Annotated in this window: 13 protein-coding genes; 10 read left to right on the top strand and 3 right to left on the bottom strand. The window is 73.1% G+C overall.

Going from position 1 to position 13242, the window contains the following annotated elements:
• Nucleotides 1-84 precede the first annotated feature (84 nt).
• From E1300_RS00475 to E1300_RS00455, 5 genes are all read left to right on the top strand, one after another.
• Nucleotides 85-534, top strand: coding sequence for a winged helix-turn-helix transcriptional regulator (locus tag E1300_RS00475; RefSeq protein WP_131754827.1), 450 nt, complete (start codon nt 85-87; stop codon nt 532-534).
• Nucleotides 535-626: 92 nt separating this feature from the next.
• Nucleotides 627-1214: a GNAT family N-acetyltransferase gene (locus E1300_RS00470; protein WP_131754826.1), complete on the top strand. Its 588-nt coding sequence runs from the start codon at nt 627-629 to the stop codon at nt 1212-1214.
• A gap of 63 nt (nt 1215-1277) precedes the next feature.
• Entirely contained in the window at nt 1278-1697 is a 420-nt protein-coding gene (locus E1300_RS00465) for a DUF3151 domain-containing protein (protein ID WP_131754825.1), read from the top strand.
• Between the two features lie 218 nt (nt 1698-1915).
• The gene (locus tag E1300_RS00460; RefSeq protein WP_131754824.1) at nt 1916-3199 is read left to right on the top strand and encodes an adenylosuccinate synthase; all 1284 of its coding nucleotides are present in this window, start codon (nt 1916-1918) and stop codon (nt 3197-3199) included.
• A gap of 97 nt (nt 3200-3296) precedes the next feature.
• The gene (locus tag E1300_RS00455; protein ID WP_131754823.1) at nt 3297-4223 is read left to right on the top strand and encodes a glycerophosphodiester phosphodiesterase family protein; all 927 of its coding nucleotides are present in this window, start codon (nt 3297-3299) and stop codon (nt 4221-4223) included.
• A 261-nt stretch (nt 4224-4484) separates the two neighbouring features.
• Here the strand turns inward: E1300_RS00455 and corA are convergent, their stop codons facing one another.
• Nucleotides 4485-5576: a magnesium/cobalt transporter CorA gene (gene corA / locus E1300_RS00450; protein ID WP_131754822.1), complete on the bottom strand. Its 1092-nt coding sequence runs from the start codon at nt 5574-5576 to the stop codon at nt 4485-4487.
• A 367-nt stretch (nt 5577-5943) separates the two neighbouring features.
• On the opposite strand from corA, the gene purD reads away from it, so the two are divergent.
• Nucleotides 5944-7200, top strand: coding sequence for a phosphoribosylamine--glycine ligase (gene purD / locus E1300_RS00445; RefSeq protein ID WP_131754821.1), 1257 nt, complete (start codon nt 5944-5946; stop codon nt 7198-7200).
• A 6-nt stretch (nt 7201-7206) separates the two neighbouring features.
• Here the strand turns inward: purD and E1300_RS00440 are convergent, their stop codons facing one another.
• Together E1300_RS00440 and E1300_RS00435 are read right to left on the bottom strand one after the other, a co-directional pair.
• Entirely contained in the window at nt 7207-8034 is an 828-nt protein-coding gene (locus tag E1300_RS00440; RefSeq protein ID WP_131754820.1) for an alpha/beta fold hydrolase, read from the bottom strand.
• A gap of 102 nt (nt 8035-8136) precedes the next feature.
• On the bottom strand, nt 8137-8868 hold the full coding sequence (locus E1300_RS00435; protein WP_131754819.1) for an ArsR/SmtB family transcription factor: 732 nt from the start codon (nt 8866-8868) through the stop codon (nt 8137-8139).
• 121 nt (nt 8869-8989) lie between these two features.
• On the opposite strand from E1300_RS00435, the gene E1300_RS00430 reads away from it, so the two are divergent.
• From E1300_RS00430 to E1300_RS00415, 4 genes are read left to right on the top strand one after another with little or no spacing between them, the layout of a single operon-like run.
• Nucleotides 8990-10264, top strand: a complete 1275-nt coding sequence (locus tag E1300_RS00430) for an MFS transporter (RefSeq protein WP_131754818.1) — start codon at nt 8990-8992, stop codon at nt 10262-10264.
• Complete coding sequence (gene purB / locus E1300_RS00425) at nt 10261-11571, top strand: adenylosuccinate lyase (protein ID WP_131754817.1); 1311 nt, start codon at nt 10261-10263, stop codon at nt 11569-11571. The genes E1300_RS00430 and purB overlap by 4 nt, the downstream gene beginning before the upstream one ends.
• Before the next feature lie 15 nt (nt 11572-11586).
• Nucleotides 11587-12375, top strand: a complete 789-nt coding sequence (locus E1300_RS00420) for an MOSC domain-containing protein (RefSeq protein ID WP_131754816.1) — start codon at nt 11587-11589, stop codon at nt 12373-12375.
• Nucleotides 12372-13229 carry a phosphoribosylaminoimidazolesuccinocarboxamide synthase gene (locus E1300_RS00415; RefSeq protein WP_131754815.1) on the top strand — a complete coding sequence of 286 codons (858 nt, stop codon included), beginning with the start codon at nt 12372-12374 and terminating at the stop codon, nt 13227-13229. Before E1300_RS00420 ends, E1300_RS00415 begins: the two co-directional genes overlap by 4 nt.
• Nucleotides 13230-13242 lie beyond the last annotated feature (13 nt).

Below are 13242 nucleotides of genomic sequence, written 5' to 3'. Positions count from 1 at the left end.
GGCACGACCTTGGATCGGGGCCCGGGGCGTCCCCCGGGCCCCGATCCGTACGTTTCATGACAAAACTTCGGTAGTCTCGGGACCGTGGCGCTGCCCCGCACGTACGAGTCGCAGAACTGCTCGATCGCCCGGTCCCTGGAGGTCGTGGGCGACCGCTGGACCATGCTGGTCGTCCGCAGCGCCTTCGAGGGCGTGCGGCGCTTCGACGACTTCCAGGACGTGCTGGGCGTGGCCCGCAACGTCCTGACCGACCGGCTCACGCGCCTGTGCGACGAGGGCATCATGCGCCGCGTCCCGTACCAGGAGCGGCCCGAGCGCCACGAGTACCGGCTCACCCGCAAGGGCGTCGAGCTGTGGCCCACCATGATGACGCTGCTCATGTGGGGCGACCGGCACTACGCCCCGGACGGCCCGCCGGTCGTCGTCGGCCACCGCGGCTGCCCGGGCGCGCTGACCGACCGCTTCACCTGCGACGCGTGCGGCGCGCCGCTCGGGCCCACGGACGTGGAGCCCCGCCCCGGCCCTGGGGCCTGATTCCCCGCGCCTCCGGCGTTTCCGGATCCGGACGCGCACTCGCCATCCCCAGTTGGTTGCTTCACGAAACTCGTTGCGGTCCAATGGGTTTCATGAAGCAACTCGATGTGCGCAGCGTGGCCCACATTGCCGCCGCCCTCGCCCGGACGGGGGAGCCGCCGCCCTCCGCGTCCGGGACGCCGAGGCCGCCCGCGCTGGAGGACGTACGGATCCGCCCGTACGGCGTCACCGACCGCGAGCGGCTCGGCCGGATGGCGGAGCACCTGTCCAAGGCGAGCCTCTACACGCGGTTCTTCTCCGGGACCCCGCGGCTGCCCGACCACTGGGTCGGCACGCTGGAGAACCTCGACCACTGGGACCGCGAGGCCCTGGTCGCGCTGCTGGCCGGGGAGGTCATCGGCGTCGCCGAGTACATCCGGGACGTGCGGCGCCCGGCGCGCGCGGACATCGCCGTGCTGATCGCCGACCCGTGGCAGCGCCGCGGCCTCGGCAGCCGCCTGGTCGCCTACCTCGCGGAGCTGGCCGGACGGCGCGGCGTCACCGAGTTCGACGCGGACGTCATCCTCGGCAACCGGGAGGCGATCCTCGCGATCCGCAGCAACTGGCCCGCGGTCCGCTCGTCCAGCGCGGACGGCGCCGCCCACTTCCGGCTCCCGCTCCCCATGCCCGCGCCCGCCTGACCGGCCAGGGTTCCGGAACGGCGCGCCACCCGGGTTGATGCGGGCGGGCGGCGGCGACTTACGATGTGCCGCATGACCCAGAACCTGCTCGGCGGCCCCCCTCCGACCGAACTGCCGGACAACGCGGAGGCCCGCGAGGCCCTGGAGAACGGCGTCGACCCGTTCGAGGTGGCCGCGCGCCACCCGGACTACCCGGGCGCGTGGGCCGAGCTGGCCGACCGCGCCTTCGCGAAGGGGAGCGTCATCGACTCCTACGCGTTCGCGCGCACCGGCTACCACCGGGGGCTCGACCAGCTCCGCCGCGCCGGCTGGAAGGGCCAGGGCCCGATCCCCTGGGAGCACGAGGCCAACCGCGGGTTCCTGCGCGCCCTCCACGCCCTCGGACGCGCCGCCGCGGCCATCGGCGAGGAGCACGAGGCGGAGCGCTGCAAGGCCTTCCTCCGCGACAGCAGCACCGAGGCCGCCGAGGCGCTGGCGGGCTGATCGCGCCCGTGTCCGGTCGGGCGGCATCCGGACGGGCGGCGCCTCTCCCGCCGCTCTGGTACCTTCGCCACCTTCACGTCACCGGCTCGGAACCGGACCGGGACCGGGCCGGTGAGGTGCGGTTTCTGCACCGTCCGGGTACGGGTACGATTTGATCGCAAGAGGCCCCTTCGCGCGCTTGCTGCGACCGGGGCCTTCGTCGTGGGAAGGAAAGCGGCATGCCGGCCATCGTTCTTGTCGGAGCCCAATGGGGAGATGAGGGCAAGGGCAAGGCCACCGACCTGCTGGGCGGCGACGTCGACTACGTCGTCCGCTACCAGGGTGGCAACAACGCCGGCCACACGGTGGTCATCGGCGACAAGAGCTACGCGCTGCACCTGCTGCCGTCCGGGGTGCTCTCCCCCGACGCCGTCCCGGTGATCGGCAACGGCGTGGTGATCGACCCGGCCGTGCTGCTCCAGGAGATCGACGGCCTGCGGGACCGCGGCATCGGCTGCGAGCGGCTGCTGATCTCGGCGAACGCGCACCTGATCATGCCCCACCACCGGGCGCTGGACAAGGTCACCGAGCGCTACCTCGGCAAGGCCCGGATCGGCACCACCGGCCGCGGCATCGGCCCCGCCTACGCCGACAAGATCAACCGGATGGGCGTCCGCGTCCAGGACCTGTTCGACCCGAACATCCTGACCCAGAAGCTCGACCTGTCGCTGCGCGAGAAGAACCAGGTCCTGACGAAGGTCTACAACCGGCGCCGGATCGAGACCGGCCCGATCGTCCAGGAGTACCTGGCCTACGGCGAGCGCCTCAAGCCGTTCGTCGCCGACACCACGCTCGTGCTGAACAAGGCGCTGGACGAGGGCAAGGTCGTGCTGCTGGAGGGCGCCCAGGGCACGCTCCTGGACATCGACCACGGCACCTACCCGTTCGTCACGTCCTCGTCCCCGACGGCGGGCGGCGCGTGCGCGGGCTCCGGCGTCGGCCCCACGAAGATCAACCGCGTGATCGGCATCCTCAAGGCGTACACGACCCGCGTCGGCTCGGGACCGTTCCCCACCGAGCTGCTGGACGAGTGGGGCGAGTTCCTGCGCAAGACCGGCGGGGAGTACGGCGTCACGACCGGCCGAGACCGCCGCTGCGGCTGGTTCGACGCCGTGATCGCCCGGTACGCGACCCGCGTGAACGGCATCACCGACTACTTCCTCACCAAGCTGGACGTGCTGTCCGGCCTGGAGCGGGTCCCGGTCTGCGTCGCCTACGAGATCGACGGCCGGCGGGTCGACGAGATGCCCACCACGCAGACGGAGTTCCACCACGCCAAGCCCGTCCTGGAGTACCTGGACGGCTGGCAGGAGGACATCACCGGCGCCAAGTCGTTCGACGACCTGCCGAAGAACGCGCAGGCGTACGTGCGGTCGCTGGAGGACATGTCCGGGGCGCAGATCTCCGCGATCGGCGTCGGCCCGGGCCGCGACCAGACCCTGTCGCTGCGCTCGCTGATCTGACGGCCCCGCCCGGCGGCCGGGTCGCGCCAACGGGCGTTTCGACCGATCTCACCGATCGTCCACCGCGCGTTCGGTCACCCGCTGTAGCGTGCGTGCCGTGCCATCCACCGGGGGGACCGTCGAGGTGCACGGCCATCGGGGAGCGCGGGGACTCCGTCCGGAGAACACGCTGCCCGGTTTCGCGCACGCTCTCGAACTGGGCGTCGACGCGATCGAGCTGGACGTGGGGCTGAGCGCCGACGGCGTGGTCGTCCTCGGCCACGACCAGGTGCTGTCGGCGGTGACGCTGACCGACACGGGACCGGCGCACCCGGGCGATCCGGCGTTCCCCTACGTCGGCAAGGCGATCAGGGGGCTGACGCTCGCGCAGCTCAGGACGGTCGACGCGGGCGTCCGGCGGCCGGGCGACGCGTTCGCGGCGACGCAGGTGCCGCTCCCCGGCACCGGGATCCCGACGCTGGCCGAGGCGTGCGACCTGCTCGGCCCCGCGGGGGTCCGGCTGGCCGTCGAGCTGAAGACCGACCCGAGCTGGCCGGACGCCGAGGTCGCGCGCTTCACCTCCGCCGTCGCGGACGTCCTCGCCGCCGCCGGGCTCACGGGACGCAGCCGCCTCCTCGGCTTCGACTGGCGCGTCCTCACCGAGGTCCGCAGGCGCGACCCGGGCCTCGGCCGCGTGGCGCTGCTGGAACGCAAGACGCTCGTCCCGGGCACGGCGTGGCTCGCCGGCGCGCCACCGGACGACCCGGTCCGCGCGGCGCTCGCGGCCGGCGCCACCGCCCTGTCGCCCGAGCACGCGCTCGTCACGCCCGGCCTCGTGGACGACGCGCACGCGTTCGCGCTCCCGGTCGTCGTGTGGACGGTGAACGAGCCGGAGGACATGTCCCGCCTCATCAAGTACGGCGTGGACGCGATCGTGACCGACTATCCCGACCGCCTCCGCCGAGTAATGACCGAGCAAGGCCTCCCCCTGCCAGAACCCACAAACCCACGCCCGCAAGGCCTCCCAGCCACACACGTGCTCTAAGCCACGCACGGGCTCTAAGCCACACACGAGGTCTAGGCCACGCACGGGGCACAAAACCACGCACGGGGACCTCAGCCACGCACGCGAGCGCGTTAACTGAGCGGTGGGGGCGAAGCCGAAGGCGAGCCCCCACCGGGAAGATCGCGAAGCGATGCAGCGCTCGCCCAAGCGCGGTCAGGTGCGAGCCGCCAGGCGAGCGCCTGGGCCGGGATTGCATGAGTACAGCCGCCAGGCGAGCGGCCTGGGCCGGGATTGCATTAACTACAACCAGCCGTTGCGGCGGAAGCCTCGGTAGAGGGACAGGCAGGACAGGGCGATGACGACGAGGATCATCGGGTAGCCGTAGTGCCAGCGGGTCTCGGGCATGAAGTCGAAGTTCATGCCGTAGACCCCGGCGATCGCGGTCGGCACCATGAAGATCGCGCCCCAGGCGGAGATCTTGCGCATGTCCTGGTTGTCGGCGACCGTCACCTGGGTCATGTGGGCCTGGAGGATCGGGTTGAGCAGCTCGTCGTAGGACTCGACCTGCTCGCGGACGCGGGTGAGGTGGTCCTCGACGTCGCGCAGGTACTCCCTGATCTCGGCGGGGACGAACCGGCGGCCGGACAGGTTGCGGAGCGGGCCCGCGAGCGGCCCGACGGCGCGCTTGAGCTGGATGACCTCGCGCTTGAGGCGGTAGATGCGGCGTGACTCGTCGGTGCGCTCCGGCGAGAAGACGGCCTCCTCGACCTCGTCGATGTCCTCCTGGACGGCGTCGGCGACGCACACGTACCCGTCCACGACGCGGTCGGCGACGGCGTGCAGGACGGCCGCGGGTCCCATGGCGAGGCGGCCGGGGTCGGCTTCGAGCTGCCGCCGGACGGGGCCGAGCGCGCCGTGGGCGCCGTGCCGGACGGTGACGACGAAGTCGGGCCCGCAGAAGATCATGATCTCGCCGGTCTCGACGACCTCGGCGCCGCCCGTGCCGCTCGCGACGTAGCCGACGGTCTTCATCACGACGAAGTGGACGTCGTCGTACCGTTCCAGCTTGGGCCGCTGGTGGGCGTGGATCGCGTCCTCGACGGCGAGCGGGTGCAGCCCGAAGACCTCGGCCAGTTCGGCGAGCTCGGTCGCGGACGGTTCGTGGAGGCCCACCCAGACGAAGCCGGCGCTGTCGCCGGTGCGGGTGAGCTCGCCGTCCCGGATCAGGCGGACGGCGTCGGCGACCGTACCGGTGGAGACCCGGTGCCCGTCGATGTAGGCGGCCCAGTCGATGACGGAGGAGTCGCGGTCGCGGCCCTGCCGCGGGACGCCGTGCGGGCGGCCGCGGGTCTTGAAGAGGGCGCGGCCCGGGCGGACTCGTGTCATGGCCATGGAGTGCTCCTAACCCGCCGGCCACGCACGCGCGTGCGCGCTCGACCCAGGCGTCAGCGAGGGGAGCGCGCGAGAGCGACGGCCGGCTGCCAGATGGAGGCGGACGGATGAACAGTCCAGTCCGGACTGTGAGGGTTCTCCGGCGAACTGCAAGTATCACCAGGACTCATCCCGACCACCTCCTTCCACGCACTAGACGACAGGCCGTCAAGCCCGTCCGAGCCTACCAGCCGATATCTAGGACGCCGGGAACAATGCCCGGGTTCACCCGTGACCGGTGTGACGGCGGCCTCACGCGGGCGCGGCGGCGGCCGGGACCCGCGGTCCGGGCGCCGCGCCCGGCCCGCTCCCACTAAGCTCGCGTGACGTGCGAGTACTCGTCCTTGGATCGGGTGGCCGCGAGCACGCGCTCGCCCGCGCCCTGCACCGCGACCCCGTCGTCACCGCCCTTCACTGCGCCCCGGGAAACCCGGGCACGGCCGAGATCGCGGACAACCACCACCTCGATCCGCTCGATCCGACGGCGGTGACCGAGCTCGCCGCGCGGCTCGGGATCGACCTGGTCGTGGTGGGCCCGGAGGCGGTGCTGATGGCGGGGGTCGGCGACGCCGTCCGGTCGGCGGGCATCCCGTGCTTCGGGCCCGACCGCGCCGCCGCCCGCATCGAGGGCTCCAAGGCGTTCGCCAAGGAGGTCATGGAGGCGGCCGGGGTGCCGACGGCGGCGTCCCGGGTGTGCGAGAACGACGGGCAGGCCGAGGAGGCGCTCGACGCGTTCGGCCCGCCCTACGTCGTGAAGGACGACGGGCTGGCGGCCGGCAAGGGCGTCGTCGTCACCGGGGACCGCGCCGCGGCCCTCGCGCACGCCGCCGCCTGCGACCGGGTCGTCATCGAGGAGTACCTCGACGGGCCCGAGGTGTCGCTGTTCGCGCTGTGCGACGGCGAGCACGCGGTGCCGCTGCTGCCCGCGCAGGACTTCAAGCGCGCGCACGACGGCGACGAGGGCCCGAACACCGGCGGGATGGGCGCCTACACGCCGCTGCCGTGGGCGCCGCCGGGCCTGGTCGAGGAGATCATGTCGACCGTCGTCCAGCCGACCGTGGACGAGCTGCGCCGCCGCCAGACCCCGTACGTGGGCGTCCTGTACGCGGGCCTGGCGCTGACGGCCGGGGGCGTCAAGGTGATCGAGTTCAACGCGCGGTTCGGCGACCCGGAGGTCCAGGTCGTGCTGGACCGGCTGGCCACCCCGCTCGGGCGGCTCCTCCAGTCGTGCGCGATCGGCGGGCTCGACCCGGCGTTCCAGCCGTCCTGGGAGCCGGGCGCCGCCGTGACGGTGGTGGTCGCGGCCGAGGGCTACCCGGCCGCGCCGGTCAAGGGCGACGAGATCACCGGGCTGGACGAGGCCGCGCGGGTGCCCGGCGCGTACGTGCTGCACGCGGGCACCGGGCTCGGCGACGACGGCCGCCTGATCGCTAGTGGCGGCCGGGTCCTCGACGTCGTCGGGACGGGCCCGGACCTCGCGGCCGCCCGTGCCGCCGCCTACGAGGCGGTCGGCAGGATCGGGCTCCGCGGCGCCCACCACCGCACCGATATCGCGCTGAAGGCGGTGGAGACGGTCGGCTCCTGAGCGCGGTCAGCGTTCGAGGAAGTCCAGCAGGTCCTGGTTGAACCGGTCCTTGTCGCCGGGGACCAGGCCGATGCCGTGCGAGCCGCCCTCGTAGACCTTGAGGGTGGCGTCCTCGACGATCTCGGCGGTCTTGCGGCCGGTGGCGTCGATCGGGACGACCTGGTCGTCGTCGCCGTGCACGACGAGGGTGGGGACGTCGAACCTCTTCAGGTCGTCGTGGAAGTCGGTCTCCTGGAAGGCCGTCACGCAGTCGACGCCGGCCTTGATGCTCTGGTGCATGGCCATGAACCAGAAGGCGTCCTTGTTGCCCTGCGTGGCCTTGGTGTCCTGGCGGTTGGCGGAGAAGAAGCCCTCGGCGGTGTCCTTCCAGAACTGCGAGCGCTCGGTGAGGATGCCGTCGCGGATCTGGTCGAACGCCTCCGCCGGGACGCCCTCGGGGTTGCCGTCGGCCTGGGCCATGAGCGGCGGGATGGCCGACAGCAGGACGACCTTGGCCACGCGGCCGGTGCCGTGCCGTCCGATGTAGCGGGTCACCTCGCCGCCGCCCATGGAGTGCGCGACGAGCGTGACGTCCCGCAGGTCCAGGTGGTTGATCAGGTCGTTGAGGTCGTCGGCGAAGGTGTCGAAGTCGTAGCCGTCCCAGGGCTGGGACGAGCGGCCGTGTCCTCGGCGGTCGTGGGCGATGCCGCGGTAGCCGTTGTCGGCCACGCACTTCATCTGGTCGTCCCAGGCGTCGGCGTTCAGCGGCCAGCCGTGGGAGAAGAGGACGGGCGGGCCGCTGCCCCAGTCCTTGTAGTAGATCTCGGTGCCGTCGCGGGTGGTGGCGTAAGGCATGGCTGTGTCCCCCATGTGCGCTCGATGTCGGTACCAAAGCCGCAATACCCAGGCACAACGCGGGACGGGAAACCCAGGGCCCAATTTCGGGTGTGCGGCCCTTTACCCGGACATCGGCTCCGGATCCGGGGTGAAGCCAGGCAGGAGGGCGGGTAGCGCCTCGGCGCCCTCGGCGGTGATCGTCAGGTCGCGGCTCCCCTCGTTCTGCTCGACGAGGCCGCGGCGGAGGAAGGCGTCGAGCACGGCGTCGCCGAGGACGCCGCCGAGGTGCGGGAGCCGGAGCGTGCGGTCCAGGCAGGCGGTGGCGAGCTTGCGGCGCCCGGGGGCGATCCCGTCCAGGTCGATGCCGAAGTCGGCGAACGCGGCGGCGCCGGGGCCGAGCGTGACCGTGCCGTCGCCGTCGGGCGGGCGCAGCGCGTCGCGGTCCACCAGGGTCGTGTAGACGGCGACGCCGAGCCGTCCGGCGGTGTGGCCGTAGCAGGTCCGCGCGATGTCGCCCGGTGCCGCCGGACGGCCCGGACGGGCGGACGGGTCGGCGTGCGCGTACCGGGCGAGGGCGGCCAGCACGTCGTCGAGGCCGGGCGCGGACGCCCGGTACACCGCGTGCCGGCCCGTCCGCTCGACGGTGACGAGGCCCCTCGCGCGGAGCCGCGCCAGGTGGTTGGCGAGGCGGGGCGCGGTGACGTCGAGCGTGTCGGCGAGGCGGCTGAGCGTGTGCGGGCCCTCGGCGGTCAGCAGTTGCAGGACCGTCAGCCGGATCGGATCCGCCAGCTCGGCCGCGAGGGCGGTGACCGAGGCGAGCACGCGGTCCTGCGGGTCGATCCACACGGCCATGGGCGCTCCCTTCGCGGCATCTCTCACGCTAGCACCATTCAGAACTTCATGAATCATCTTTGCATGATCCGGCGCATCCTGGTTACATTCACCATTCACGATCACATGAAGGGTGGATGCCATGACGGCGACGGCGACGCGTCCGGAGGGCGACACGGCGATCGCCCGGGCGGGCCTGCGGCGGCTGCTGTGGGGGCGCGGCATCTCCGCCCTCGGCGACGGCCTGTGGTTCACGATCTGGGCCCTGTTCTTCACCCGCGTCCTGCACCTGTCCCCGGCCCTCGTGGGCGCCGCCATGGCCGCGGCCGGCGGCGCGGCGCTGGCCGTCGCGATCCCGATCGGCGCGCTCGCCGACCGGTACAGCCCGCGCCGGATCCTCGTGGCCGTCACGCTGCTGCGGGCGGCGGCCGCCGCGGCCTACCTCGCCGTGGACGGCACCTGGTGGTTCCTGGTCGTCACGATCGCGTTCACGGCGCCGGCGAACGGCGCGACCGCGGTGCGGACCGCCCTGGTCGCCGGCCTCGTCACCGACACCGAGGCCCGCGTGGGGGCGCTGGCCCGGCAACGCGTCGCCCAGCACGTCGGCTACGCGGCGGGCGCGGGGCTCGGAGCGCTCGTCCTCGCCGCCGACCGGCCGTCCGCCTACCTCGCGGCCGTCGTCGGCAACGCGCTCAGCTTCGTCGTGCTGGCCGCCGTCACCGCCACGATTCCGGACGTCCCGCCCGCCCGCGAGAGCGCCGCGGAGTCCGGGGACGCGGGAGCCGCCCGGCTCGTCCTGCGGGACCGGCCCTACCTCGCGGTGGTGGGCGCCACGGCGGTGCTCTCGCTCTGTTGGGCGATGCTGTCCACCGGGCTCCCGCTGTGGATCGCCCGCTCGACCGACCTGCCGCTCGGGCTGAGCGGCGCCGTCGTCGTCATCAGCTCGATCGGCATCGCCGCCCTCCAGGTGCCCGCCTCCCGGCTCGCCGCCACCACCGCGCAGGCCGCGCGCACCGCCGTGTGGGCCGGTGCCGCCCTGGCCGCGAGCTGCGTCCTGCTCGCCACCACGGCGGGCGGGGCCGGCGCGCTCGCCGCGTCCGTCGTGATCGCCGCCGCGCTGCTGCACCTCGCGGGCGAGCTCGGCTTCGTCGCCGCGAGCTGGGGGCTGTCGATCACGCTGATGCGCGAGGACGCCCGCGGCGCCTACCAGGGCGCCACCGAGGCGGCCACCGCCACGGTGCAGATGGCCGGTCCCGCCGTGTTCACGCTGGCGCTCACCGGGCTGTCCGCCGGGGGCTGGTTCCTCGCCGCCGGGATCTTCCTCGCCTGCTCGGCGCCCGTCCCCGCCCTCGCCCGCTGGGCGCGCCGGACCCGGACGTCCGCGGCGCGGCCTCGACCTGGGACAATCATCAGGTGATCGAGCGTTACACCTTGCCGGAGATGGGACGCGTCTGGAGCGACGCGCACAAGTACGAGCTGTGGTGCCGGGTGGAGGTCCTCGTCGTCGAGGCCCACGCCGAGGCCGGCACCATCCCCGCGGAGGTGGTCGAGCCGGTCCGCAAGGCACCGCCGCCGACGCCCGCGGCGGTGCACGAGATCGAGGCGGTCACCCAGCACGACGTGATCGCCTTCCTGTCGGCCTGGGCCGACAACACCGAACCGCGCGAGGCGGCCCGGTACGTCCACTTCGGCATGACCTCGTCCGACCTGCTCGACACCGCGCTCGCGCTCCAGCTCGTCGAGGCCACCGACATCCTGCTGGCGAAGGCGGACGCGCTCGTCGCCACCCTCCGCGACCACGCCCTCGCGCACCGGGCCACCCTCCGCGTCGGCCGGACGCACGGCATCCACGGCGAGCCCGACGTGTGGGGGCACCGCGTCGCCGACTTCGCGTTCGCGATGGCCCGCTCCCGGGACCGGCTCCGCCGCGCCCGCGAGGCCGTCGGCGTCATGGCCATCTCCGGTGCCGTCGGCACCTACTCCAACATCGACCCCGCCGTCGAGCTGCACGTCGCGCGCAAGCTCGGGCTGCGCTCCGCCGACGTCTCCACGCAGGTCGTCATGCGCGACGGCATCAGCGAGTGGGTGTCCGCCCTCGCGATCATGGCGACGGTGTGCGAGGCGGTCGCACTGGAGGTCCGGCACGGCCAGCGCACCGAGGTCCGCGAGCTCTGGGAGCCCTTCGGCAAGGGCCAGAAGGGCTCGTCGGCGATGCCGCACAAGAAGAACCCGATCATCTCCGAGCGGCTCGCGGGCATGGCCCGGATCGTCCGCGCGCAGATCGTCCCGGTGCTGGAGGGCATCCCGCTCTGGCACGAGCGCGACATCTCCCACTCCTCCACCGAGCGGATCGCCCTCCCGGACGCGTCCATCGCCCTCGACTACATGCTGAACCTCACGAACCGGCTGATGTCCGGCCTGGTCGTGGACGAGGCGCGGATGCGCGCCAACCTGGAGTCCACCGGCGGCCTGATCTACACCTCGACGGTGCTGCTGGAACTCGTCGAAGCGGGTATGTCCCGCGACGACGAGGCGTACCCGCTCGTCCAGAAGGCCGCGATGGAGACCTGGGAGAGCGGCGTCCCGTTCCGCGAGACGCTCCGCAAGCACGCCGCCGAGGCGGGCCTCACCCTCGACGAGGCGCGCCTGGACGAGGTGTGCCGCCCCGAGCGCTTCGTCGAGCGGCTCGGCCCCGTCTTCGACCGCCTCGCGGCGCTGACCTGACGGAGGGCTGACCCGGTGACCCAGAAGGCGACCCTGACCGAGCTGAACGTCTACCCCCTCAAGGGCGGCGGCGGCACGCCCCTGACCACCGCCGAGCTGACGCCCAGGGGCCTGCGGCACGACCGGGAGTTCATGCTCGTCACCCCGGAGGGCCGCTTCCTGTCCCAGCGGGACCACGCCGAGATGGCGCGGCTGCGGCCGTCCTATGACGGCGAGGTCCTCACGGTGGAGGTCGCGGGAGCCGAGACGCTCGTCCACAAGGCCACGGACACCGGCGACGTCCTGGACGTGATGGTCCACCGCCACGAGTGCCAGGGCGTCGACCAGGGCGACGACCCGGCCCGCTGGTTCTCCGCCCTGCTCGGCACCGACTGCCGCCTGGTCCGCTTCACCGGGCACCGGCCGACGTCCCGGGGCGGCGGCGAGACGATGTTCGCCGACTCCTACCCGCTGCTCGTCCTGTCCGCCGAGTCGCTCGCCGACCTCAACGCGCGGCTGGACGAGCCGCTCCCGATGAACCGGTTCCGGCCGAGCCTCGTCGTCGAGGGCCTCGGCCCCTACGGGGAGGACTCCGTCCGCCTGCTGCGCGTCGGCGGCTGCGTCATCGAGATGATGAAGGCGTGCGCCCGCTGCGTCGTCACCACCACCGACCAGGACACCGGCGAGCGCGGCCGCGAGCCGCTGCGGACCCTCGCGTCCTACCGCACCATCGACCGCGGCATCCGCTTCGGCCAGAACGCCCTCCCGCGCACCACGGGCGAGCTCGCGCTCGGCGACCCCGTGGAGATCCTGGAGACCAAGTGAAGCACCTGCACAGCGGCAAGGTCCGGGACCTGTACGAGCTGCCGGGCGGCGACCTCCTCATGGTCGCCCGCGACACGATCTCGGCGTTCGACCACGTCCTCAGCACCCCGATCCCGGACAAGGGGCGCATCCTCACCCAGCTGTCGCTGTGGTGGTTCGAGCGGCTCGCGGACGTCGTGCCGAACCACGTCGTCTCCACCGGCCTGCCGGAGGGCGCGCCCGCCGAGTGGGAGGGCCGCGCCGTCGTCGCCCGCCGCCTCGACATGGTCAAGGTCGAGTGCGTCGCGCGCGGCTACCTGACCGGCTCCGGGCTCGCGGACTACCGCGCCACCGGGGCCGTCTGCGGCGTCCCGCTGCCGGACGGCCTCGCCGACGGGTCCCGCCTGCCCGAACCGATCTTCACCCCGACCACCAAGGCCGACGTCGGCGACCACGACGAGCCGATGACTCTCGCCGAGGTCGAGGCCGCGACCGGCGCGGACGTCGCCGCCCGCCTCCGCGACACCACCCTCGCCGTCTACCGGCGCGGCGCCGAGCTGGCCCTGGAGCGCGGCATCATCGTCGCCGACACCAAGATCGAGCTGGGCTGGGCCGCGGACGGCGCGCTCGTCCTCGGCGACGAGGTCCTCACCCCCGACTCCTCGCGCTTCTGGCCCGCGGACGCGTGGGAGCCCGGCCGCGCCCAGCCGTCCTTCGACAAGCAGTTCGTGCGCGACTGGCTGCTGTCGCCCGAGTCGGGCTGGGACCGGGCGTCCGGCGAGGCCCCGCCGCCCCTCCCGGACGAGATCGTCGAGCGGACCCGCGCCAAGTACGTCGAGGCCTACGAGCGCCTGACCGGCCGCACCTTCACCTGACGCGCCCCGCGCG

The sequence above is a fragment of the Actinomadura fibrosa genome, from assembly GCF_900659615.1.
Taxonomy (GTDB): Bacteria; Actinomycetota; Actinomycetes; order Streptosporangiales; family Streptosporangiaceae; genus Spirillospora; species Spirillospora fibrosa.
The sequence above is the reverse complement of the archived record's forward strand: the minus strand, read 5'-3'. Positions and strand labels throughout refer to the sequence as shown.

Excerpts from the sequence above, each read along its gene's own strand:
- E1300_RS00470 (WP_131754826.1), top strand. The coding sequence starts at position 627 with ATGAAGCAACTCGATGTGCGCAGCGTGGCCCACATTGCCGCCGCCCTC.
- E1300_RS00465 (WP_131754825.1), top strand. The coding sequence starts at position 1,278 with ATGTGCCGCATGACCCAGAACCTGCTCGGCGGCCCCCCTCCGACCGAA.
- E1300_RS00460 (WP_131754824.1), top strand. The coding sequence starts at position 1,916 with ATGCCGGCCATCGTTCTTGTCGGAGCCCAATGGGGAGATGAGGGCAAG.
- corA (WP_131754822.1), bottom strand. The coding sequence starts at position 5,576 with ATGGCCATGACACGAGTCCGCCCGGGCCGCGCCCTCTTCAAGACCCGC.
- E1300_RS00440 (WP_131754820.1), bottom strand. The coding sequence starts at position 8,034 with ATGCCTTACGCCACCACCCGCGACGGCACCGAGATCTACTACAAGGAC.
- E1300_RS00435 (WP_131754819.1), bottom strand. The coding sequence starts at position 8,868 with ATGGCCGTGTGGATCGACCCGCAGGACCGCGTGCTCGCCTCGGTCACC.
- E1300_RS00430 (WP_131754818.1), top strand. The coding sequence starts at position 8,990 with ATGACGGCGACGGCGACGCGTCCGGAGGGCGACACGGCGATCGCCCGG.